22 protein-coding genes and 1 pseudogene are annotated in these 21,574 nt (G+C 53.1%); 9 read left to right on the top strand and 14 right to left on the bottom strand.

Annotation, left to right across the window (positions count from 1 at the left end):
• Positions 1–348, bottom strand: a pseudogene (locus EHW58_RS15720) (hypothetical protein); the annotation flags it as partial.
• Between the two features lie 87 nt (positions 349–435).
• Between EHW58_RS15720 and rsmD the strand changes: the two are divergent.
• Positions 436–1,047 (top strand): 16S rRNA (guanine(966)-N(2))-methyltransferase RsmD, encoded by a 612-nt coding sequence (gene rsmD, locus EHW58_RS14805; RefSeq protein WP_077606772.1) that lies wholly within the window; start codon positions 436–438, stop codon positions 1,045–1,047.
• Positions 1,048–1,057: 10 nt separating this feature from the next.
• Positions 1,058–1,324, top strand: a complete 267-nt coding sequence (locus tag EHW58_RS14810; RefSeq protein ID WP_046074561.1) for a DUF1145 domain-containing protein — start codon at positions 1,058–1,060, stop codon at positions 1,322–1,324.
• 3 nt (positions 1,325–1,327) lie between these two features.
• Here EHW58_RS14810 and EHW58_RS14815 read toward each other — a convergent pair whose 3' ends face one another.
• The 4 genes from EHW58_RS14815 to EHW58_RS14830 all read right to left on the bottom strand — a co-directional run bounded on the left by EHW58_RS14815 (position 1,328) and on the right by EHW58_RS14830 (position 3,918).
• Complete coding sequence (locus tag EHW58_RS14815) at positions 1,328–1,627, bottom strand: DUF2007 domain-containing protein (RefSeq protein WP_152797213.1); 300 nt, start codon at positions 1,625–1,627, stop codon at positions 1,328–1,330.
• Position 1,628: 1 nt separating this feature from the next.
• Positions 1,629–2,264 carry a lysoplasmalogenase gene (locus EHW58_RS14820; protein WP_046074563.1) on the bottom strand — a complete coding sequence of 212 codons (636 nt, stop codon included), beginning with the start codon at positions 2,262–2,264 and terminating at the stop codon, positions 1,629–1,631.
• Positions 2,265–2,403: 139 nt separating this feature from the next.
• On the bottom strand, positions 2,404–2,763 hold the full coding sequence (locus tag EHW58_RS14825) for a DUF4145 domain-containing protein (protein ID WP_046074564.1): 360 nt from the start codon (positions 2,761–2,763) through the stop codon (positions 2,404–2,406).
• A 144-nt stretch (positions 2,764–2,907) separates the two neighbouring features.
• Positions 2,908–3,918 carry an acyltransferase gene (locus EHW58_RS14830; RefSeq protein WP_152797215.1) on the bottom strand — a complete coding sequence of 337 codons (1,011 nt, stop codon included), beginning with the start codon at positions 3,916–3,918 and terminating at the stop codon, positions 2,908–2,910.
• A gap of 250 nt (positions 3,919–4,168) precedes the next feature.
• On the opposite strand from EHW58_RS14830, the gene EHW58_RS14835 reads away from it, so the two are divergent.
• From EHW58_RS14835 to EHW58_RS14845, 3 genes are all read left to right on the top strand, one after another.
• Positions 4,169–5,767: an AbgT family transporter gene (locus EHW58_RS14835; RefSeq protein ID WP_046074566.1), complete on the top strand. Its 1,599-nt coding sequence runs from the start codon at positions 4,169–4,171 to the stop codon at positions 5,765–5,767.
• Between the two features lie 136 nt (positions 5,768–5,903).
• A complete protein-coding gene (locus EHW58_RS14840) occupies positions 5,904–6,923 on the top strand; it encodes an alpha/beta fold hydrolase (protein ID WP_052708049.1) in 1,020 nt (339 codons plus the stop codon).
• Between the two features lie 101 nt (positions 6,924–7,024).
• On the top strand, positions 7,025–7,834 hold the full coding sequence (locus tag EHW58_RS14845) for a Cof-type HAD-IIB family hydrolase (protein WP_152797246.1): 810 nt from the start codon (positions 7,025–7,027) through the stop codon (positions 7,832–7,834).
• Positions 7,835–7,881: 47 nt separating this feature from the next.
• Here EHW58_RS14845 and EHW58_RS14850 read toward each other — a convergent pair whose 3' ends face one another.
• Positions 7,882–8,337 (bottom strand): EVE domain-containing protein, encoded by a 456-nt coding sequence (locus EHW58_RS14850; RefSeq protein WP_046074568.1) that lies wholly within the window; start codon positions 8,335–8,337, stop codon positions 7,882–7,884.
• A 96-nt stretch (positions 8,338–8,433) separates the two neighbouring features.
• Here EHW58_RS14850 and EHW58_RS14855 point away from each other — a divergent pair, with 96 nt between their 5' ends.
• Together EHW58_RS14855 and EHW58_RS14860 are read left to right on the top strand one after the other, a co-directional pair.
• Positions 8,434–9,936, top strand: coding sequence for a hypothetical protein (locus EHW58_RS14855; protein WP_152797217.1), 1,503 nt, complete (start codon positions 8,434–8,436; stop codon positions 9,934–9,936).
• Positions 9,937–10,023: 87 nt separating this feature from the next.
• Positions 10,024–10,734 (top strand): tRNA-uridine aminocarboxypropyltransferase, encoded by a 711-nt coding sequence (locus tag EHW58_RS14860; protein ID WP_152797219.1) that lies wholly within the window; start codon positions 10,024–10,026, stop codon positions 10,732–10,734.
• Between the two features lie 57 nt (positions 10,735–10,791).
• On the opposite strand, the gene EHW58_RS14865 is transcribed toward EHW58_RS14860, so the two are convergent.
• The 5 genes from EHW58_RS14865 to ftnA all read right to left on the bottom strand — a co-directional run bounded on the left by EHW58_RS14865 (position 10,792) and on the right by ftnA (position 16,323).
• Positions 10,792–12,672 carry a methyl-accepting chemotaxis protein gene (locus EHW58_RS14865; protein WP_152797221.1) on the bottom strand — a complete coding sequence of 627 codons (1,881 nt, stop codon included), beginning with the start codon at positions 12,670–12,672 and terminating at the stop codon, positions 10,792–10,794.
• Positions 12,673–12,912: 240 nt separating this feature from the next.
• Entirely contained in the window at positions 12,913–14,097 is a 1,185-nt protein-coding gene (locus tag EHW58_RS14870) for an NAD(P)/FAD-dependent oxidoreductase (RefSeq protein ID WP_046074571.1), read from the bottom strand.
• Positions 14,098–14,173: 76 nt separating this feature from the next.
• A complete protein-coding gene (locus EHW58_RS14875) occupies positions 14,174–15,295 on the bottom strand; it encodes a mechanosensitive ion channel family protein (RefSeq protein ID WP_077578172.1) in 1,122 nt (373 codons plus the stop codon).
• A gap of 97 nt (positions 15,296–15,392) precedes the next feature.
• Positions 15,393–15,740 (bottom strand): universal stress protein UspB, encoded by a 348-nt coding sequence (locus EHW58_RS14880; RefSeq protein ID WP_046074573.1) that lies wholly within the window; start codon positions 15,738–15,740, stop codon positions 15,393–15,395.
• A 52-nt stretch (positions 15,741–15,792) separates the two neighbouring features.
• The gene (gene ftnA / locus EHW58_RS14885) at positions 15,793–16,323 is read right to left on the bottom strand and encodes a non-heme ferritin (protein ID WP_046074610.1); all 531 of its coding nucleotides are present in this window, start codon (positions 16,321–16,323) and stop codon (positions 15,793–15,795) included.
• A gap of 221 nt (positions 16,324–16,544) precedes the next feature.
• On the opposite strand from ftnA, the gene EHW58_RS14890 reads away from it, so the two are divergent.
• A complete protein-coding gene (locus EHW58_RS14890; protein WP_046074574.1) occupies positions 16,545–16,970 on the top strand; it encodes a universal stress protein in 426 nt (141 codons plus the stop codon).
• 153 nt (positions 16,971–17,123) lie between these two features.
• Positions 17,124–18,008: a carboxylate/amino acid/amine transporter gene (locus EHW58_RS14895; protein WP_152797223.1), complete on the top strand. Its 885-nt coding sequence runs from the start codon at positions 17,124–17,126 to the stop codon at positions 18,006–18,008.
• 85 nt (positions 18,009–18,093) lie between these two features.
• On the opposite strand, the gene fre is transcribed toward EHW58_RS14895, so the two are convergent.
• The 3 genes from fre to EHW58_RS14910 form a co-directional block, all read right to left on the bottom strand.
• Positions 18,094–18,810 (bottom strand): NAD(P)H-flavin reductase, encoded by a 717-nt coding sequence (gene fre / locus EHW58_RS14900; protein WP_046074576.1) that lies wholly within the window; start codon positions 18,808–18,810, stop codon positions 18,094–18,096.
• A 114-nt stretch (positions 18,811–18,924) separates the two neighbouring features.
• On the bottom strand, positions 18,925–20,394 hold the full coding sequence (gene ubiD / locus EHW58_RS14905) for a 4-hydroxy-3-polyprenylbenzoate decarboxylase (RefSeq protein ID WP_046074577.1): 1,470 nt from the start codon (positions 20,392–20,394) through the stop codon (positions 18,925–18,927).
• Positions 20,395–20,468: 74 nt separating this feature from the next.
• On the bottom strand, positions 20,469–21,485 hold the full coding sequence (locus EHW58_RS14910) for a hypothetical protein (protein ID WP_152797225.1): 1,017 nt from the start codon (positions 21,483–21,485) through the stop codon (positions 20,469–20,471).
• Between the last annotated feature and the right edge of the window lie 89 nt (positions 21,486–21,574).

Raw genomic sequence — 21,574 nt, forward strand, 5'->3', positions numbered from 1 at the left:
TGGCTCTGGCTCTGGCTCTGGCTCTGGCTCTGGCTCTGGCTCTGGCTCTGGCTCTGGCTCTGGCTCTGGCTCTGGCTCTGGCTCTGGCTCTGGCTCTGGCTCTGGCTCTGGCTCTGGCTCTGGCACGGTATTGACTTCGCTTTCGCTATCAGATGCAAGGGTTTCTTGCGGTTGTTGCGAGTTCGCCTCATCAATCGATGTTTCTACCGATGTGGTTGACTCTGCCGTCTCTTCCGCCACGTCTGGCGCAGTCGTTGGTGACGCTTGTTCTGGTTCAGGCTGTGTCTGGTCTTTTTTCCGACCCAGACCCAACCATGACATAAATCCACGTTTCTTTTTTTCTGCCATTGGCAAATCCTAAAGCATGCTTGATACAATCAGCGGCTCAATACCGAATCGGCATAGTCTATCACCTTCTTTACGGTCAAAAAATCTATGGTTAAACGCGCCAACCGCAAATCTTCATCAGCTCACGCTTCCCGTGGGGCTGGAGCTGTTCGTATCATTGCTGGCCGCTGGCGTGGCCGTAAGCTTGTCGTGCAAGACGCACAGGGGTTACGCCCCACTACCGACCGGGTGAAAGAAACCGTATTTAATTGGCTGGCGCCCCATCTTCCGGGAGCGCGCTGCTTGGATGTATTTGCGGGCAGTGGTGGACTGGGCTTTGAGGCGCTCTCTCGTGGCGCGACTTGGACGCAGTTTTGCGAAAAAAACCCCGTAGCGGCCAAACAACTTCGAGATAACCTCGATCAGCTTGGCGCAGAGAATGCGCAAGTAGATAGCACAGATGCACTGACTCTACTCGCCGCGCCACCGCAAAACGGCCCATTCGATGTGGTCTTTGTCGATCCCCCGTTTCATCAAGGGTTGCTTAACGACACCTTGGCTGCGCTCGCAAACAACGGATGGCTCGCACCTGGGGCATGTATTTACGTTGAAGCGGAAAGTGAGCTGGATGACTATCACGTACCAGGAAACTGGCACTGTCATCGTGAAAAACGTGCAGGACAAGTCAACTTCCGTCTATATTTCAACGACCAAACGTAAGAGACACACTATGAAAGGACTAATTCTACTCGCCAAAGCCGCCATCGCCTTTGTTTGGATCGTCTTACTGGCCAACATCGTTCACCCGTTTCCAGGGGTGGCCGCCATGGCGCTCTATATCATGACCGGCTTTTTGTTGGTGATGCATGGGCTACAAATGCTGATTTTCTTGGGAGCATTTGGCGACAAAATTACCATGACGCGCTGGGAAAAATGGTCAATCCTGATTTTTGGGATTTTTGCGCTGCTCGATATTCGCCGCAAGCATATGATGTAAGTGTCATTCGCGACTATGCTGGCATTGCCAGCATAGTTCAAAACTGCCGGCGTTCTCTTCTCCACAGTGCTGGCATACCCAGTGTGTCTCGCTTTGCGCTTCATACGCCTGCAGTAATTGCCTTGCTTGAGCGACATTTTCTGGGGCAACCCATAAGGTTACGCCTTGCACATCAGTGGGTAACTCGCCCACTGCCGCACTCAGCGCTTCGCCTTTCAATACACAATCAATACGATGGCTGGATAACAGGCCTTTTAAGCTGTGCGCCTCCAAGGTGTTCATCGCTTGATAGACTTTTTCCATCTCACCCTCCTTGGGCGATCACTACCGAGGCACTGATCAGTGCTTGCGCTAAAAAATAGCTCGACATCACCATCGCTTGTGCCGCACGAAATTCGCCCTTAAAACGCGCAAACGCCAGCACGGTATCTGACACCATAAAACAGATAGCACCGGCCAGTGCGAGTGCCGCCGCGGGGGAGTGAGTATTGAGCCAGTATTCACCGGCCGCCCATACCATCTGGGTGATCACGGCAATATACACGGCCACAGGCAGCGCGAGCTGCCCTAAGTTTGGGAGCAGTAAAAGAAAGACGATAATGCCCAGGCCAGACAACATGGCGGGCAGCCACCATACCATATGGCCGTCAAATTGCGCCCAAAACGCGAAGATATAGACCAGGTGTGCGAGTAAAAAACTGGTTAACCCCTGCACAAACCTGTCTTTGGGGAGCATTAAAAAGACATCGCCCACCACAGAGAGCAATAGCGCGACGAAGACCCATTGCGCATAATGAGAGACGCTAATGTGAGTGCCCACTATCGCCATGAGCATCACAATAGTCAGCGGTTTAAAAAGATAAAACTGCCAACGTGGGCCCCGGTAGGCTGCGGAGATATGCAGCAGTCCAGAACAACAGACAGCGAACCAGCTCCACATGAGTATCATTCCTTTCAAGACAAGAACGCCAAGTCTAGGCTGGCTGGCGGAGATGTCCAGCGTCCCTTGATGAGAACAAGATCCAGTTTAAAAAAATCGTAACGTTAACCGTGGGGTGACAACCGATTATTGTGGTTAGCTAGCCACTCCATTGCGGCCACACTTGCGCGTAAAAACCAATTGCCCCCGCGGTAAACAGCAGGATAAGCCCCGCGGCAAGCCGCCAAATCAATCGGTTGCTTCGCGGTACTAATTCTGACTCACAATACTTACTCACCGATATAAATTCACGTATATCGTCCACTTCGTAACCCTCTTCATGAACGACCTTGTTACGAATAGTGGCGACAAAGCGCAGTTTTTTGATCACATCATGCGGCAGGCGTTTTTGGCTACTGTCGATGAGCTGATGGAGCCCCTTCCCTTCGGCGTGATAGTGCTCACGCAGCAAGCCTTCTAGGCGCTTACTGTGTTTAATCACGACTGCGACGTCATCCATGGTCTCTCTCCTTACCAGCTCCCATTTTATGAGTATGGTGGTTTTTATACCATTTAGGGGCATCAGGCTTCATGATTGCGATCTGATCCTGTCATCCTATATTCAATCAGTTATGACCGCCGTTGTCGTCAAAAGTGTCATCATTTATGGCACCAACCACGCGGTGGCGCGATATCGTTGCAATACAGCAGTGGTCAGCGCCGCCCCCGCAAAGGCATATAACGTCAGCAAGGGGATCCAAACCAGAGCGGGCGATAAAGTGGGCCAGTAAGCCCTGACGGGCCAAAGAAACACGGGGTGAATCAAGTAGATCCCCAGGCTATAACGACTCAGGGTTGCAACCCACGATGGTGTCGCTTTATTCGCTCGCCAATGTTTGACGGCAAGGAAAAGTGCCGCACTAATCAGCACCGTGTTGATCGTGGTATACGATAACCAACCCTCAGTGATATAACGCTGATGCGCAACACTGGTGGTTAACACGTGATACTCGGTCATACCCAAAGCCAGTAAGCCCAGCGCCCACCACAGTAACAACGCACGTGGCGCTTGGTGTAGCCAATAGCCTAACCATAAGTAGCCGCCATAGAGGATAAAATCATTCCGCCACCAGCCATGCGCGCCGGTTAAATACCAAGCCGTTAAGCTTATCCATGCTAATCCGATAAAAGCCACTGACCATGACGGTAAGCGTGGCATTAACGGGCGTAGCAATGGCACCCACAGCAACAACGGGATGTAATAGTAGAAAAAGCCAAGGTGATAATAAGTTTCATGCTGAGGGGCCGCGCCCAATGTTTGGGTGACGGTCTGCCACGAAAAACCATCCGGCGTCAGTCCAGACAGACACGCAAACGCGAACGACCACACCAGAAAGGGCACCACCACCTTAACCACGCGGCGACGGATAAAATGGCGCAAGCGGAAAGGCCGCGTCGACGAGAGCAGCAGTAAGCCCGAAACCATAATAAAAATCGGCACCGCCCAGCGACTTGCACTGTTTAGCCCTACCGCGACCACCCAATCACTCAGCGCAATATCACCAATTTGAAACCGATACGGGCCGAGTACATGAATCGCCACCACGAAAAAGGCAGCGAGGACACGCAATATGTCGAGGTAATCAATATGTGTCTGTGTTTCAGTCTGTTGCATTTGTTAACACTTTTAACCAGTGACCGGATCGAGCACGCATCCATCATACGCCAACTTCGCGTCAAATGATGTCCGTTAAAGTCATTATCCAGTCAAATATGTTTCTTTTTTGCCTTATTAGCAGCACGTAGATCGAGGTTTACGCTCACTAACTAGCTTTTAATCTTGCTATTTAAGTTAAAAAACAATTAACATTCGGCCTCCTTTTCCCATAGACGGGAAATGCAGTACAACGAAGGAGACCAACCCCATGCACTCAAGTACCACAGAGCAACAAGGTGGGCCGCACAAGCGCACACTGTTTACGCGCTTTCTCGATACCGTCGAGTGGCTCGGCAACCTGCTCCCTCATCCAGTGACCTTATTCGCGATTTTCTGTGTCGCTATCCTGATCGCCTCGGGTGTCGCTGGCTACTTTGATGTGTCTGTCGCCGATCCTCGCCCAGAGGGCGCAAAAGGACGTGCGGCAGATGGCATGATTTATGTGCAAAGCCTGCTCAACGCCGAAGGTTTGCAAATGATCGTCACCAACTTGGTGAAAAACTTTACCGGCTTTGCCCCACTCGGCACCGTGCTGGTGGCCATGCTCGGTGTGTCGGTCGCAGAACATTCAGGACTGCTGTCAGCCTCCATGCGCGGCCTGGTAATGGGCGCGTCGCGCCGTACCGTCACCTTTACCATTGTCTTTGCCGGTATTATCTCGAATACGGCTTCAGAGCTCGGTTACGTGGTTTTAATCCCGCTTGCCGCGATGATCTTCCATTCATTAGGCCGTCATCCATTAGCCGGGCTTGCCGCAGCGTTTGCCGGGGTATCAGGTGGTTACTCTGCTAACTTGTTGTTGGGAACTGTCGACCCCTTGCTGTCGGGGATCACCGAGTCAGCCGCGCAAATGATTGACCCAGACTACATCGTTGGGCCCGAAATGAACTGGTACTTTATGTTCGTTTCTACCTTCTTCATCGCGATTGTTGGTGCGTGGATCACCGATAAGATTGTCGAGCCTAAGCTGGGCCAGTATGACCACGACCAAGCCTCTGAAGATGTCGCCGCCGCCTCCGCGAGCAAGCTTAATGATGACGAGAAACGCGGTCTTCGTAATGCCGGGATTGCGGTGCTGATTGTCAGCGGCATTTTAGCGCTCACCATCGTCCCAGAGTGGGGACCACTGCGTCACCCCGAGACCAATGAAGTGGCAGGCTCGCCGTTTTTGAAAGGCATTGTTGCCTTTATTATGGTGTTCTTTGCCGTTCCCGGTATTGTGTTTGGCCGTACCGTCGGCACCATCAATAACGATCGCGACGTGATTGATTCGATGTCTAAGTCGATGAGCGCCATGGGCATGTATATCGTGCTGGTGTTTTTCGCGGCGCAATTTGTGGCGTTCTTTAAATGGACCAATTTTGGCCAAGTGATTGCGGTCGGCGGCGCTGACTTTTTGCAAACCATCGGTTTAACAGGGCCAGCATTATTCTTTGCCTTCATCTTGATGTGTGGCCTGATTAACCTCTCGGTCGGCTCGGCATCGGCGCAGTGGGCCATCACCGCCCCCATCTTTGTACCTATGTTGATGCTGGTCGGTTATGCCCCAGAGACGATTCAATCAGCCTACCGGATTGGCGATTCAGTGACCAACATCATTACCCCGATGATGAGTTACTTCGGGCTGATTCTGGCGGTGGCGTGTCGCTATGTGAAAAACCTTGGCATAGGCACCTTGATTGCCACCATGTTGCCTTATTCGATGATCTTTATGGTGGGATGGAGCATTCTATTCTACGTATGGGTTTTCGTGCTCGGTCTGCCCGTTGGCCCTGGTGCAGAAACCTACTACAACTTCAACCAGTAACGTATCGTTATTCGGTGTTAAGGCAAGCGCTCGCGCTTGCCTTTTCTTTTTGGCGCGGCGCTTTTCCCATAAGTGTCATTTTCATCCATCCTTTAAGACGGTTATAGTAAACCTATCTCAGTGATGGTAAACCAAGATGACAGATCTCGCCGACAGTAAGGATCAGCCGGCTTTTGACGCGCACTCTCTCGCCCGTGAAGCAGTGCTGAGCGACGCATTTAAGCACCACATAACACCTTTTTGGCAACAGCGTGAACAAGGCTACTTCCACGGGGAAGGAGGGCTACGTTTACACTGGTGCAGCTTTACCCGTCCGCAGAATAGGCAAGCGGTCGTGGTGGTCAATGGCCGCATTGAAAGCGTGATGAAGTATCAAGAGATCTTTTATGACCTCGTTCAGATGGGCTATGACGTTTACAGCTTTGATCACCGCGGCCAAGGTTTGTCCGAGCGGCTCGTGATCAAACCGCGCGATCTGGGTCATGTCGAACGCTTTGACGACTATGTCACTGATCTGGCGACCTTCATGCAGTTTATCGGGGCGCACCGACAGTACGACCATACCTTTATGCTCGCCCACTCTATGGGCGGGGCCATCGCCGCACTCTATGCGCATCGATTTCCCCACGCGATAGACGGGCTTGCAATGACCGCGCCGATGTTTGGCGTGCACGTCAGCCCGTGGCTTGGACGTATCGCGCCTTGGTTGTGTCGTTCGCTGGCGCGCTATCAGCATCCACCACGGTTTGGGCCCGGACAAGTTGGTTATCGTCATGTGCCGTTTGAGCAAAACCGCCTGACCCATTCTCGCGCACGGTATGCCTGGTTTCGTCAGCTCTACATCAACCAACCTCAACTGCAGATCGGCGGGCCTAGCGCTCGCTGGATTGCCGAGGGAATGGCCGCAGCCCAGCACTGCTTAGCCATCGCCCCCCAATTGGCCACTCCGACACTCATTTGCCAAGCTGGCGGCGAGCAGATTGTGTCTAATCCCGCGATGGCCGAGTTCCATTTTTTACGCCGGCAAGCCAATCAGCCGAGTCAATGGCAGTTTTTTCAAGGCTCACGACATGAAATCTTGTTTGAAACCGATACACATCGGCTGGCAGCGTTCACGGCCATCGATGATTTTTTTCAACGTCAGAGCCAACACTAAAAGCGGAAATCGCTCAGTGAGAGGGTTCCCTTTTTCACCGTCGTCAGTTGCAGTAGACTCAAACATACTGTGATTGTGATCGCCTAACTAATGAGGACATGATGTACAAACTCGTCGCTTCCGATCTCGATGGTACCCTGCTCACCCCCGAGCACAGTATCGCGCCCTATACCAAACAGGTGTTGGAACAACTGCACCAGCAAGGCATCCATTTTGTGTTTGCCACGGGTCGTCATCATGTTGACGTAGCGAGCATTCGTGAAACCGTTGGCATTCCTGCATACATGATCACCTCCAATGGCGCACGCGTACATGACAGTGATGACAACTTGGTATTCCAACACAATGTTGACCCTGAGATTGTTGCCAACCTGATTAACGAGGTGAAGCAGGATCCGACCGTCACCATTCACCTCTACCGCGATAATGACTGGCTGCTGAGCAAAATGGATGAAGAGCTCGCCCGCTATCATAAAGACTCTGGCTTTAACGCCCAGGAGTTTGATGTGAACAACCCACCGGTCGATAACATCGCGAAGATTTTCTTTATTCGCCACGATCACGACCATCTACTCAAATACGAGCATCAGTTTTTGTCGCAGTATGGCGAGAACATCAGCGTGGCATTTTCGACGCCATTCTGCCTGGAAGTAATGGGCAATGGGGTGTCCAAAGGCGCCGCGTTAGAGGAAGTGGCGCGTCGTCATCAGCTCAACTTGGCGGACTGTATCGCGTTTGGCGATGGCATGAACGATGTCGAAATGCTACGTGCCGCCGGACAAGGCTTGGTAATGGCCACCGCACAAGCGCGCGTCAAGGCCACCCTCTCAGATAAAGCCATTATTGGTAGTCATGCTGATGAAGCGGTGGCGCGCTATTTGAAAGCGCACCTATTAGACTCACTTTTATAAGCGACCTGGCTCACACCGTGAGCCAACAGGCGCCTGATGGCGATGCACTATTCCCCCGCCATCGCCAGGATCGCCTGCCATTGCGCTGCGGTAACCGGCATCACACTCAGTCGGTTACCTTTTTTCACTAACGGCATCTCGGCCAGCGCCGGATTTTGCTTCATCTCTGCCAGTGCAATTAACGGCACATGACGCTGATATTCCACATCCACCATAAACCAACGTGGGGTTTCAGGTGTGGCTTTCGGATCAAAGTAGCCGCTATCTGGCTCAAATTGGGTATGATCGGGATAACAAGCGCGGACCACGGTCGCCACACCGGCGACACCCACTTGTTTGCACGAGGAATGATAAATCAGCACCTCATCGCCCACTTTGACCTCATCACGCAGCATATTACGCGCTTGATAATTGCGCACCCCTTCCCAGCATGAAACCTTTTGCTGCTTTAGTGTGTCTATCGAAAAGGTATCTGGCTCTGTTTTAAATAACCAATAACTCATGCTAGCTTGCTCTTAATCGGATGGTGGCGGCAATCTTGCCCTGCCTGCATTCAGGGCGCAAGCCTGCCTACCCTCGCTCAGTACAAGGAGTTTTTCGTGCCATCTCTTCGTCCCCTTATCATCACCTCGATGAGTTTGCTTGCCCTCGCCGGGTGCGGTAGCACCTCTGGTCCGGTAGAACTGGGCCATCGTAGCGACAAGGTTTCAACCGGCTTGGTTCACACGCCGCAACCTTTTATGCAAACCGGCCGCATCTCTGTCAGCCCAGAAACGGCCAGCTTCACGCCGTGCGGCAGTCAAAAACAGTACTGGCTTGATTTAACCGCTGACCAACGCGCGACCTTATCGCAGCAGTCCGGTCCGGTATACAGTGAGTTTGAGGGCTATTTCACACCTGTGTCACGCCGCGGGTACAGTGCCGACTACCCTGCTGCGGTGACCATGACCCGCTTAAATATGCTCACCAGCGAATTAGAGGGATGCGCACAACCGCGTAATACCTTGTTGGCGGAAGGCCAGACCCCTACCACCTGGTCAGCCGCTGTCGGCCAAGGGCATCTGGCATGGGAAAGCGAGCAAGACTCACAAGAGCGCCCGCTCAGCGGACAAAGCATGAGCCAAGAGCAGGCACAATTCCGTGCTCAACAAGCCGCTTTAACGCTTAGCGCCCAAGGCTGCCAACAAAGCGCCAACACCCTCTATGGCTGGCAAGCACGCTTAAAAACGGCGAAAGGCACTTACCAAGGGTGTGCGATCTTACCTTCCGTGGATACCAGTCAGCATTGGGCGGGAGAATACCAAGGTACCAGCCAGTCGCCCGGCCAACCGACACTGACCACCAAACTGACGTTGCTGCCCGATCATAGCGCCATCACCAGCTACCACCCACAAGGGGAAGCGGTGACCAAAGAAACCGGGATTTGGCAGCCAGTCGGGGATAACCAAGTCCAGGTACTCACCACCCGCAGTGGCGAGCAAATGGTGGTGTCTGAGCGCATATATACACGTAACGGGTTTACCCTCTCCGCCTCCGAGGAAACCTTTAATGGCAACACCTACTCATTAGGTCACGACGGCTTAACGCTGAGGCTCAAAGTCGGGGATGCCGTGAACGTATCAAACCAAACCGGCATGAAAGGCAGCGCCGAGAAAAACCCGCGCGTTGAGAAAGCACTCAAAGACTACCTTAGCGATAATGGCCAAACCGGCCCTCTCACTTATCGCTGGCTTACCCACGACCTCAATCAAGACGGGCAAGCTGAGCTATTGGTCTTGACCGACAGCTGTGGCAGTGGCGGCTGCACCTTATTGGTGTTTAAAGGCGAGGCGCAAGGCTGGCAGTTTAATAGCCGCATGACACTGGTGCATGTGCCCCTTTTATTAGCACGCAGCCAAAGCCAGGGCTGGCATGATTTGGTCGTGCCAGTCGGTGGCGGTGGTGCGCCGGCCGGCCACCATGTGATGCGATTTGATGGGCAACGTTATCCACTCAACCCCAGCACTGCACCTCGCGCGCCCAAACCGGATAGCTCAGACACGGCATTATTTGCCGATGGCATCTATGCCACCCAACAAGGGGCGGTATTAGGCGAAGAATAACGTAGACACGAGCGCCCGTGGCACGCGGGCTCGCATTCCTTGTCGGACTTGCGCAAAATAGCAACCTGACACCTTGAGGAGAGTCTGATGGCCCGTTCGCCCTGCATCCAATGCGGTTTTACCTATCACTGTATCTGTCACTGCTATTGGCCGCTGGAAAGCCAATTGCAATGCGTGCTGGTGATGCACGAAAACGAAGCGGCGCGCCAATCCAACACCGGCAAACTGGTTAAAGCGGCGCTGCCCCACACTCAGATAGAGATTTGGCAACGCAAACAACCACCGCAAGCCTTGCTCGACAGCTGGGCGCGCGGTGATGTGTCACCTTGGTTGTTGTTTCCCAGTGACGATGCCGTCCCCGCCGATAGACTGTTCGCTGACGCGGTTCGGTCTATCTCTTGCGCGGATAGGTTAGTTTCTTGCACGGATAGTTCAGCTTCTTGCGCAGAGGCATTAGCCGCCACCAATGCACCTCGCGCGCCGTTACAGTTTGTGGTGCTGGATGCCACTTGGCAGCAGGCGCGAAAAATGCTCAATAAAAGCCCGTGGCTCAATGGTCTGCCACGGGTCAGTTTGCCGTCGACAGCCGACTCGCAATATACGCTCAGGCGCAACCAGCCACCGGGACACCTGTGTACCAGTGAAGCGGTGAGTGCATTACTACGAAGCCAAGGCGACGTGAACGCCGCCACGCAGCTGGACCATTTTCTTGTCCACTTTATGGAGAGCTACGAAGCCGATCGCCACCATCACACTACACCGCTCCCCGCCCCCAAGATGCTGACGTCAAACGCGTGAACAAAAAAACGCCGAGCACAGCGCGCTGCCATGCCCGGCGTTTACGTCGTTTATGGGCTACAGCTTAAAGCGGCTGATCTCTTGCTCGAGGCTATGAGAAAGCTCGGATAACGTCGCGGCTTGACGCGCGGCTTCATCCGCTTCGGTCGATAGCTCATTGGACACATCGCGAATGCCCTCTGAGTTACGGGTGATCTCCGCGGTGACGCTCGATTGCTCTTCCGCTGCCGAAGCAATTTGGGTGGCCATATCGCTAATTTGGCTCACCGCCGCGACAATCTGGCTCAAGCTTTCGTTCGCCGCGCTCGCATCTTCCACACTGGCATGCGCACGTTGCTGGCTATCTTGCATCATGGTCACCGCGCGACCGGTTGCCTGCTGCAAGGTATCAATCATTTGCTGAATTTCGGTGGTTGAGGCATGGGTACGCTGGCTCAATATCCGTACCTCATCGGCTACCACCGCAAAGCCACGGCCATGCTCTCCGGCGCGTGCGGCTTCAATCGCGGCATTCAATGCCAGCAGATTGGTTTGCTCAGCCACTTCTTGAATGGTCGACAAGATGCTGGTAATGCTGTGCGCATGCTGATCCAGCTCACCAATCACACCGGTCGCCGCTTCCACTTCACGGGCAAGCTCGGTGATCGAGTGCTTACTTTGCTCCACTTGCTGGCCGCCATCATTGGCGACGCTTTCGGTCTCTTGGGCGGTGCGCGCGGTGTTATCGGCATTACCGGCAATATCTTGGGTCGCCGAGGCCATTTCATGGATAGCGGTCGCCACCATATTGATTTCATCTTGCTGATGACCAATCCGGGTGGAGCGCTCTTCTGCTTGTGCTGCGGTTAGCTCGGCTTGTTGCTTGAGCGAGCCAGACAGCTGGCGCAAATGCGACACCATGGTGTGCATGTTGCCGACAAAACGGTTGAAGTTATTGGCGAGCTTACCAATTTCATCATTGCTGTGTGGCTCAAGGCGCTGGGTTAAGTCTCCTTCACCGGAGGCTATTTCTTCTAGCGCGGCGGATACATTGAGCAAGTCACGGAACAACACGTGCATCAACCACGTCACGGCACCGGCCACCAACAAAGTGATCACCACCGCGGTTAGCATTAGGTCGAACAAGGTATCACGCTGGCTGGCGTATTCGGTGCGCTTATCCAGCTCAATCGCCAGTACCCAATCGGTGTTAGGAACCGAGGCAAAATAAAACAGTTTATCAACCCCATCGACAGGCAATTCTACTAGCGATTGCTGTGCCAACGCCTGACGCACGCGGTTTTCATTCAGCTCAGGAGACAGGCTGCGATACGGCTTTAGCAGGCGCGCTTTGTCTTTGTGAGCGAGAAAAGTGCCATCAGCACCTAGCAGCATCGCGTTCGCATTTTTGCCCACTTTTAATTGGGTCACGTCACGGATCAGCTGGTCAATCAACACATCTGCGCCCACCACACCGATTAATTCGCCATTACGACGCACCGGCTCGGCCAAGGTCACCAACATCGCACCAGTAATCGCATCACTGTATGCGGTGGTAATAATCGGGCTACCCGCGCTCACCGCTTGCTTGTACCACGGGCGGGCGCGAGGGTCATAATCATCGCGGTTGCGCTCTGGGCGCGAGCGATACATGGCGCCTTGGGGAGTACCATAATAGATATCGTCAAACCCACCGGCCTCACGTGCTTGCTGTAAATAGCTCACACGATGGCTACTGCTGGTGTAATCGGTAAAGGCACTGGTGATATCAGCACGGATTTGCACCCAACCGCTGATCGATTCGGTCGCCGCATCGGCGATACCACTGACGCGGCTATAGATGCTCGACTGGGTTTGGGCTTGAATTTGGCTTACAGCAAGCCAGGTGAGAAAGGCGGCCATCAGCAATACAGCAGATAAGCATGCCCCAATTAATTTTTGTTTTAGTGATAACTGCATGGGAACGGCTCTCAAAGCAACGACAGGTTAATTCCAAACTCCCCGATAACCGAGGTAGCAATAGTGAACAGCCGTCACCCCGTCCCTAGGGTACCGCGAGCCCATCCTGCGCGTCGCGGGTTCACAGCGCCGGATGATTTTTATCCGACATGGCAAGCGCGCGCTAATGTAACAGCGCGCAACAAAGATTGCCATTTTTTAGACAAAAAACAGTCAACTAGAGAGCACTTAAAATCAAGATCACACATGCTGCCCGGCTACCCAGCCGGAGCTCCAGGCCCATTGGAAGTTATAGCCGCCGAGCCAGCCGGTGACATCAAGCACTTCACCGATAAAATACAGGCCGGGGATATCTCGCGCTTCAAGGGTTTTCGAGGAAATTGCGTGGGTATCTACCCCACCAAGCGTCACTTCTGCGGTGCGGTAACCTTCGGTGCCGTTTGGGGCTATGGACCACTGGTGAAAGTAGTGATGCAGTTGATCGAGCTGTTTGTCATCGAGCTGCTTGAGCGGTTTATCTGGCAAGCTATCGCGCGCAATCAAGACCTCGACCAGGCGTTTGGGGAATAGGCGAGACAGTGAGGTTTTTAAGGTTTGGTTGGGGTGCTTATCACGCATCGCCACCAGCACGTCTTTTAGCGACTCACTAGGGAGTAAATCGATAGTGACCGCTTCGCCCGGCTGCCAAAACGAGGAGGTTTGCAACACCGCCGGTCCCGATAAGCCGCGGTGGGTAAAGAGCAGGTTCTCGGTAAAACACACACCCGATTCAGTGGTGATCGAACACGGCACCGACACCCCGGAAATATCGGCAAAGCGGGTTTTGTCTTCTTGGTGCAAGGTATACGGCACCAAGGCGGCGCGGGTGGGCAGCACTTTTAAGCCAAATTGTTCGGCAAGCTGATAACCAAAGGGGGTGGCGCCGAGCTTGGGCATCGAAAGGCCGCCCGTGGCAACCACCAACGACTGGCAGCGCACCGGCTCGCCATTGAGTTTAAGGCGAAAGCCGGCTTCTTCTTGTTCGATATCATGCACTTCACAGCGATAGCGTTGACTGATGGTGGCTTGGTCGCATTCGGCCAAGAGCAGGTTAACGATATCCTTGGCGCTGTCATCACAAAACAGCTGGCCGTGGTCACGCTCGTGATAGGCCACACCATGGGTGGCCACCAGACCAATAAAGTCCCATTGGCTGTATTGTGCCAATGCGGATTTGACGAAGTGCGGGTTTTCACACAGGAAGTTACTCGCGGTGACATCATAGTTGGTGAAATTGCAGCGTCCGCCGCCTGAGATCAGGATCTTGCGGCCCGGTTTTTTGGCATGATCCACCACCAAAACACGGCGGCCACGTTGGCCTGCTTGTGCCGCACACATCAATCCTGCCGCACCGGCGCCAATCACAATTACATCATACTCAGTCACACGCTTACCTGTTTATTCTCTGCTCACCCTGTGGGAGCGGCATTGTAGCAGCCCGCACGTGAGCGGCAAGCGCGATTTAACGCGCCTGCGCTTCGGGCGGTGGCACCATGGCATCGGCGCCCTGCGCCATCAGGCTTGGATCCATATGCAGCGTACGAGTTGGGAAGGCAATATCCGCACCGTGCTGATGAATAATACCAATCACTTGCAGCAGTACATCCTGCTTCACGCGGTGATAACGTTGCCAGTTCACCGTTTTGGTGAAGGTGTAAATAAAGAAATCGAGCGAATGTGGGCCAAAGCTATTGAAGTTCACAATCAAGGTTTGTCGTGTTTCAATGTCTGGGTGGGCTTCAAGCATGGCATACACATCGTCAATCACCGCGCTGATTTTATCGGCGTCTTGGTAACGTAGTCCGATGGTTTCATAGATGCGGCGGTTGAGCATCCGCGAGGGGTTCTCGACCACCACGTTACTGAATACCGAATTGGGAACGTATAAAGGGCGCAAATCAAAGGTGCGCACCACCGTCATACGAATACCAATTTTCTCCACTGTGCCCTCAATGTTGCGATCCGGCGAGCGCACCCAATCACCGACTTTAAACGGGCGATCAAAGTAAATCATCACCCCACCGAAGAAGTTCGACAGCAAGTCCTTAGCGGCAAAACCAACAATTAAACCCCCGACACCCCCGACGGTCAGTAGACCTGAGACGCTAACGCCCAGGCTTTTCAGCAAGGACAAGACCCCGAAGCACACAAAGAGGGCGCGTAAGACATTCCCCAAGGTATTGATAGTGGTGTGGTCGCGTTTGCTCGTCTCAATCATCACCTGCTCGCCGCTGTTAACTAGGCGTAACAGCACCCAAATGATGACCCAGATCACCACCAAATCTTGCACCAAGGTAAGCCAACTGAGTGAGACATTGCCTAAGGTGTTATCGACAACGATTTCCAGCGAATGAGAGGCTGGCCATAACCAAATCAACACACTTAAAGGCGTATCTATCGCCGGCCAAATGATGTCGTCCCAGCGGGTGATAGTCTTTTCCGCCAAGGCTTTCAGCCGCCCAACCAGTACGTGCCAAATCGTCCATGCAATGGCACTGATGCCCGTTAACGTGACAACATCCGAGATCCATTCCCACGCCGCTGCCTCATGAAGCGACTGCCACCATTGGAGTAGGCTTTGCATGATTCCCTCAATTACGCTGTGATCCGAGTAGTGGCGTCAGGTTAACAAAAAAAATGCTGACCGAGGTCAGCATTTTGTCGAAATTGTTGGCGTCCGCTTACCAGCCCGCAAAAGCGACAAGAAAAAAGGTCGCGAGCAAGGCACCAGACAACGCAGCATTGAGGATGAACAAATGGCGCACTTTGTTGCATTTGCTCACGAATATTTCATCGTGATGATGGAGATACTCCTGACTACGAATGTACTGGTACAAGCGCTTTTGGCGCGAGATATCGCCTTGGGGTGAGAGTGAGAAAAAGTTGTTATCTCCGCGACAAATTTGCTGATAAAGCAGCGGATTCGCGTCGCGCAACATCACAACGAGCGCGCGCAGTGAAGACAGGTAGCGCGCGAAATTAACCAGTGTGACGGTAAAAACTGCCACGATTAGGATATCACCGTTCATAGACCTCTCCCTCCGCTACGCCGGATAGCGCTCAGAGGGAGAGGTAACCAGATTACTGCCCTGCTGAGCCGTCCATCACTGACGTAGACTCTTCAACCGCCATCGATGCCAAGTCTTTGTCAATAAAGAACAGAGCCTTGCCATCTTCGCCGACTAACTCGATCTTATCGAGTATGCCTTTAAACAGCTTCTCTTCTTCATGCTGCTCCGCTACATACCACTGCAAGAAATTGAAAGTAGAATAATCTTGTGTGGTAAACGCAACGTGCGCCAAGCTGTTAATTTTTTCCGTAATCAAGCGCTCGTGTTGATAGGTTTCGCGAAACACTTCGCCCAGTGATGCGAACTCATGACGCGGTGCGTCAATCGAACCCAAAATAGGCATCGCCCCTGTCTCACTGACGTACGTAAAAAGGCGCTGCATATGCTGCATCTCTTCTTGTGCGTGCTTATGCAGGAATCGCGCGGCTCCTTCGAAGCCTTGATCCTCACACCAAGCGCTCATTTGTAAGTATAGATTTGATGAGAAAAACTCCAAATTGATCTGCTCATTGAGCCTGTCAACCATGGCAGGTGCTAGCATATAAAACATCCTCTTTATTTGGGGTTAGCTGCCATTCTGACCAGCAGCACGTTGGTTTTCAAGCGGATCACGCCGACTAACCGCATCGAGACCGAGTCTTGTATCGAATTTATGACTCGTGTCATCGTCGAGTTGTTGATCGGAATGCGATCACAGTGACTGTTTTTTATACGCAAGCTCGCTAAACTGCGATGACAGCCAGATAGAAAAAGGATAACCCTATGTCATACAAGCATATTTTGGTTGCTGTCGATTTGTCAGATGACAGTGAACGCCTGCTCAAGAAAGCCGATGCCTTAGCCAGTGCCCTCGACGCCCAACTTTCCTTAGTCCATATCGACGTTAATTACGCCGAGCTCTACACCGGGCTCATCGACATTAACTTGGTCGAGTCGCGTAACCGTGTGATTGAAGAAGCGCAGCAAAAGCTGAATCAACTGGCCAGTGACGCGCAAAGTCCAGTGACACATACCTTGGTCAGCAGTGGCGATCTTGCCGAAGAAATCACTGAATCGATTCAAAATATGGGGATCGATCTGGTCGTGGTCGGCCATCACCAAGACTTTTGGAGCTCGTTGCTCTCCTCCACCAAGCAGTTACTCAATAAAACACCGGTGGATCTGTTGATGGTGCCTATCCGCGACTAACAGAACCACTTTCTTCCCCCGCGAAGGCGGTGATTCCGCCTTCTTGCTGCCATCATCGCTTTATCTTCTACCCGCACCAAGATGAACCGATTGCGTCCCCGCGATGAAACGGTACACTGCCCTTTTTACCACTTTATGGAAGGAACCGAAGTCATGGGGTATCTTAGCGGCGTCACACTGCTGTGGGCCTTTTCATTTAGCCTGATTGGCGTGTATCTCGCCGGCCAAGTAGACAGTTATTTTTCTGTGCTGATGCGCATTGTATTGGCTGGACTGGTGTTTTTGCCCTTTTTGCGCCCTCGCCAAGTACGCCCTGCCTTTGCCGCAAAATTGATGCTGGTCGGTGCATGTCAACTCGGCATTATGTACTGCTTTTTCTATCAATCCTTTTTATTTTTGTCGGTGCCAGAGGTGCTGCTGTTTACCGTCTTTACCCCACTTTACGTCACCTTGATTTACGATGCCTTAAAACGCCAGTTTAGCGCGTGGTATCTCGTCACTGCCGCGGTTGCAGTGCTTGGCGCCGTGGTGATCCGCTATGCGACCGTCAATCCTGACTTTTTAATCGGCTTTTTGGTGGTGCAAGGTGCCAACCTGTGCTTTGCGATTGGCCAAGTTGGTTACAAATACCTGCTTGAGAAAGAGCAAACGCCCCTTCCCCAACATGCGGTCTTCGGTTGGTTTTATCTTGGCGCCTTAGTGGTGGGTGTGCTGGCTTTTGCCTTGCTGGGCAACAGCAACAAGCTGCCCACGACACCCACCCAGTGGGGTGTATTGATTTATCTAGGCACTATCGCCTCAGGACTGGGGTATTTCTTTTGGAATAAAGGTGCGACGCTGGTTAATGCGGGGGCACTCGCGGTGATGAACAACGCCCTGATCCCAGCCGGCATTGTGGTCAATGTACTGATTTGGAATCGCGAGGCAGATCTCATGCCATTACTCAGTGGCGGAGTGTTGATTTTAGCTGCACTTTGGTTTAACCAAACCTGGGTCAAACGCCACGTTGCCGCGCAACGGAGTGCCGCCCCACGGTAGGCCGCCCCACGGCCTCTGCCACCCCCAAACACAAAACAGGCAGGGAAATCCCTGCCTGTTCACTTATCCGAGAGAGAAGACGCGATCAGATAAAGGCAAACGCGTCTGAGTAAAGGTGATCGCGGCTCACGCCACGCTCTTTGCAGAACATGTCACGCGCCACACCCGCCATTTCAAAACGGCCCGCGATGTAGATGTCATAAGCGCCGAGGCTGACAAAATCTTCCATCACCGCTTCCAATACATTACCCACTTTGCCGCGCCACTCGCCTTCGGCTTGCTCCACCACTGGCATAAAGGTGATATTGCTGTGTGACTCAGCCAGTGCTTGCAGCTCATCATGCGCATAGAGCTGACAAGGGGTGCGGGCGCCCCAATAAATAAAGATCGGAGACTGTATACCTTGGCTAATACAGTGATCGACCATGCTGCGCACGTAAGAAAAACCAGTACCACCGGCAATCAGCAGCAAAGGACGCTCGCTCTCACGTAGCCAAGCATCACCGGCAGGCTCAGTAATTTCAAAGTCCGCTTGACCACTTTCTAACGCGGCTTTGGCCTTTTCAACCACTTCTAAGGCAAACGGGTTTTCATCTGCCGCGCCAACGTGCAGCTCAAGCTCTGCACCCGCTTCGCGACATGGGCTGCTTGCCAGCGAAAACGGGCGCTTATCTTTTTCACCCATCACCGCCATCACGTATTGCCCCGGCTGATAGCTCACCGCCTGCTGCGGCTTTAGGATAATGCGGTAGGTGTGACACGCCAACGGCTCAACGGCGGTCACTTCACATAGTATCGACATTCTGTTCCTCTGTTTGTTATTGCTACAGCCGATGAGGTTATTTGAGGCGGCATCACTACCGCCTTTGGCTGTGTTTGTGTCATTAACGGTGAATGCTAGCGCATTCCAATAGGATTAGTCTAAGATCCCTAATTCATCCCAAATCGCGTCGACACGTGCGACGACCTCTGGATCTTTAGCAATAGGCGTCCCCCACTCACGGTCGGTTTCCCCTTGCCATTTATTGGTGGCATCGAGGCCCATTTTCGAGCCGAGCCCAACCACGGGAGAGGCAAAGTCAAGCGAATCAATAGGAGTATTATCCACCATCACGGTATCGCGCGACGGATCCATACGCGTGGTTATTGCCCAGATCACGTCATTCCAATCACGCGCGTTGACGTCGTCGTCACACACTATCACAAACTTGGTGTACATAAACTGGCGCAAGAACGACCACACCCCCATCATCACCCGCTTGGCATGACCGGGGTATTGTTTTTTCATGGTTACCACCGCCATGCGATACGAGCATCCTTCAGGCGGTAGGTAGAAATCGACAATCTCTGGGAACTGCTTTTGCAAAATCGGCACAAACACCTCGTTGAGTGCCACACCTAAAACGGCAGGTTCATCCGGTGGACGCCCCGTGTAGGTGCTGTGATAAATCGGTTTTTTGCGCATGGTCAGATGCGTCACAGTGAACACATGGTGACGCTCAACCTCATTGTAATAACCGGTATGATCGCCATACGGCCCTTCATCCGCGTACTCATTAGGGTCGATATAGCCTTCCATCACAATTTCCGCACTGGCCGGTACATCCAAGTCGTTGCTGATACATTTGGCCACTTCGGTTTTACTGCCCCGTAATAAGCCGGCAAACGCATACTCGGACAAGGTATCCGGCACGGGCGTCACCGCGCCTAGAATGGTGGCAGGGTCAGCACCATAGGCCACGGTCACTGGGAAAGGTTCATTGGGATGGGTTTGCATCCAATCATGTAAATCTAACGCACCACCGCGATGGGCCAACCAACGCATGATCACTTTGTTTTTGCCAATCTTTTGCTGGCGATAAATACCCAGGTTTTGCCGCTTTTTGTTAGGGCCACGCGTGATTGTCAGTCCCCAGGTAAGCAAGGGTGCCACATCACCCGGCCAACAGCGCATCACCGGAATGGTATCCAGGTCGACCTCATCGCCGCTCAGCACCACCTCTTGGCAACGAGGGCGGCGTACGGTTTTCGCCGGCATGTTGAGCACTTGGCGAAAAACGGGCAGTTTATCGAGTGCATCACGAAAGCCCTTGGGCGGCTCTGGCTCTTTGAGATAAGCAAGCAATTTGCCGACTTCACGTAGCTCGAGGACGTCGTGACGCCCCATGCCCAAAGCAACACGCTTGGGGGTACCAAACAGGTTCGCCAGCACCGGCATGTCATAACCCACGGGATTTTCAAACAACAGTGCGGGACCACCAGCTCGTAACGTGCGGTCGCAAATCTCGGTCATCTCAAGATCGGGATCAACCGGCTGGCTAATGCGTTTTAGCTCGCCTTGGGTTTCAAGATAGTCAATAAAATCGCGCAAATCGGAAAGTTTCATATCAGGCTCAAGGGGTTAATGGTCACCTCTATGATACCAAGTTAAGCGGTATCCGGATCGGTAAAGGCTCGACATTAGCGCGACGGTAACGCAGATGCAATGTGCTGTTGACCAAGCGGCCCGAGCTGGTCTTGTAATCCGCTCAACCAATCCCCCTTGCCCGCTTCCACCAGCAGTTGTGCCACTTCTTTACCTTGACGCAACGACAGCTGTGTTAGCAAAAAGTCGGCAACGGGTGCAGGTAACGGCGACAAATTGGCCAGTTGTCGAATCGCAGGTCCTCGCAGCGAGGGGTTGTCAGCCGCCGCCATCATTTGCCGCAGTGCAAAGGGATCAGTTCCCCGCTCACGCAGCGCGTGCAAGGCCGCAAGGCTATACTGATCGGTCCCTCGGCGCCACAATCGCTCATACAGCGCAGAACGCTCAGTGGCTTGTGCCAACGCCGCCAAAATAGCATTGTCGGGCATCCACATTAGGGTCGGGTCATTGAGGTACTGATCGGCCAAATACGCTAAGCCATCGGCGTCATAATCGGCAATCATGGTCACCAAGGCGTCACGGCGTTGACGATAGTCGGGCTGATCGGGGTCAATCCATTCGGCCATCACTAATTGGCGATAGCTCAATAGCATGCCGAGCTCTTGGGTTAATTGCTGCTGACGATAGCGATTTAGCTGCTTGCGGGCCGCGGCGGCATAATGAAATGCTGGCGTGGTCACCCAGTAACCATCTTGTTGATGACGCAATAAGAAGTGCGGCTGCTGCTGACTTAAAGTAGCAAGGTACTCACGCCACTTGTCGTTATCAAGCCGCAGAGGCGAAGAAAGCAGCCGATATAAGGTCGCTTCTCGGGTGAGCGGCGGCAGTTGTCGGATGTGCGACTCAAGCGCGCTGATCTCGCCATTGGCTTGGAGGGTAAAGGCAGTCCGCATGGCACCTATCGTGCTCGCTTTATCTATCACTTGCTCGATAAAAGGCTGAGTCACAATTTGGCCCTCTGTCGCTGGCGCGTTGGCCGACACAGAGAGCGAGAAAAGGCCCACTAGACCTAGGCCAATCCCTAATAACTTGATGCGAAAACGTCTTGCCATCCGTTGCAATCCTATCTTCGATGTCACGCGTCCTGCGTCACCTTTCCTTGGTGACAATGATTGTGCGAGCTCAGTATCAACGGGGCAAT

This window comes from Salinivibrio sp. VYel1, from assembly GCF_009377945.1.
GTDB classification, from domain to species: domain Bacteria; phylum Pseudomonadota; class Gammaproteobacteria; order Enterobacterales; family Vibrionaceae; genus Salinivibrio; species Salinivibrio siamensis.

What these genes read in the sequence shown, in the direction of transcription:
- EHW58_RS14865 (WP_152797221.1), bottom strand. Translation starts at nt 12,672, where the DNA reads ATGCAGTTATCACTAAAACAAAAATTAATTGGGGCATGCTTATCTGCT.
- EHW58_RS14820 (WP_046074563.1), bottom strand. Translation starts at nt 2,264, where the DNA reads ATGTGGAGCTGGTTCGCTGTCTGTTGTTCTGGACTGCTGCATATCTCC.
- EHW58_RS14880 (WP_046074573.1), bottom strand. Translation starts at nt 15,740, where the DNA reads ATGAACGGTGATATCCTAATCGTGGCAGTTTTTACCGTCACACTGGTT.
- EHW58_RS14860 (WP_152797219.1), top strand. Translation starts at nt 10,024, where the DNA reads ATGGCCCGTTCGCCCTGCATCCAATGCGGTTTTACCTATCACTGTATC.
- EHW58_RS14825 (WP_046074564.1), bottom strand. Translation starts at nt 2,763, where the DNA reads ATGGATGACGTCGCAGTCGTGATTAAACACAGTAAGCGCCTAGAAGGC.
- ftnA (WP_046074610.1), bottom strand. Translation starts at nt 16,323, where the DNA reads ATGCTAGCACCTGCCATGGTTGACAGGCTCAATGAGCAGATCAATTTG.
- EHW58_RS14875 (WP_077578172.1), bottom strand. Translation starts at nt 15,295, where the DNA reads ATGCAAAGCCTACTCCAATGGTGGCAGTCGCTTCATGAGGCAGCGGCG.
- EHW58_RS14835 (WP_046074566.1), top strand. Translation starts at nt 4,169, where the DNA reads ATGCACTCAAGTACCACAGAGCAACAAGGTGGGCCGCACAAGCGCACA.
- rsmD (WP_077606772.1), top strand. Translation starts at nt 436, where the DNA reads ATGGTTAAACGCGCCAACCGCAAATCTTCATCAGCTCACGCTTCCCGT.
- EHW58_RS14810 (WP_046074561.1), top strand. Translation starts at nt 1,058, where the DNA reads ATGAAAGGACTAATTCTACTCGCCAAAGCCGCCATCGCCTTTGTTTGG.
- EHW58_RS14890 (WP_046074574.1), top strand. Translation starts at nt 16,545, where the DNA reads ATGTCATACAAGCATATTTTGGTTGCTGTCGATTTGTCAGATGACAGT.
- ubiD (WP_046074577.1), bottom strand. Translation starts at nt 20,394, where the DNA reads ATGAAACTTTCCGATTTGCGCGATTTTATTGACTATCTTGAAACCCAA.
- fre (WP_046074576.1), bottom strand. Translation starts at nt 18,810, where the DNA reads ATGTCGATACTATGTGAAGTGACCGCCGTTGAGCCGTTGGCGTGTCAC.
- EHW58_RS14830 (WP_152797215.1), bottom strand. Translation starts at nt 3,918, where the DNA reads ATGCAACAGACTGAAACACAGACACATATTGATTACCTCGACATATTG.
- EHW58_RS14840 (WP_052708049.1), top strand. Translation starts at nt 5,904, where the DNA reads ATGACAGATCTCGCCGACAGTAAGGATCAGCCGGCTTTTGACGCGCAC.
- EHW58_RS14910 (WP_152797225.1), bottom strand. Translation starts at nt 21,485, where the DNA reads ATGGCAAGACGTTTTCGCATCAAGTTATTAGGGATTGGCCTAGGTCTA.
- EHW58_RS14850 (WP_046074568.1), bottom strand. Translation starts at nt 8,337, where the DNA reads ATGAGTTATTGGTTATTTAAAACAGAGCCAGATACCTTTTCGATAGAC.
- EHW58_RS14895 (WP_152797223.1), top strand. Translation starts at nt 17,124, where the DNA reads ATGGGGTATCTTAGCGGCGTCACACTGCTGTGGGCCTTTTCATTTAGC.
- EHW58_RS14815 (WP_152797213.1), bottom strand. Translation starts at nt 1,627, where the DNA reads ATGGAAAAAGTCTATCAAGCGATGAACACCTTGGAGGCGCACAGCTTA.
- EHW58_RS14845 (WP_152797246.1), top strand. Translation starts at nt 7,025, where the DNA reads ATGTACAAACTCGTCGCTTCCGATCTCGATGGTACCCTGCTCACCCCC.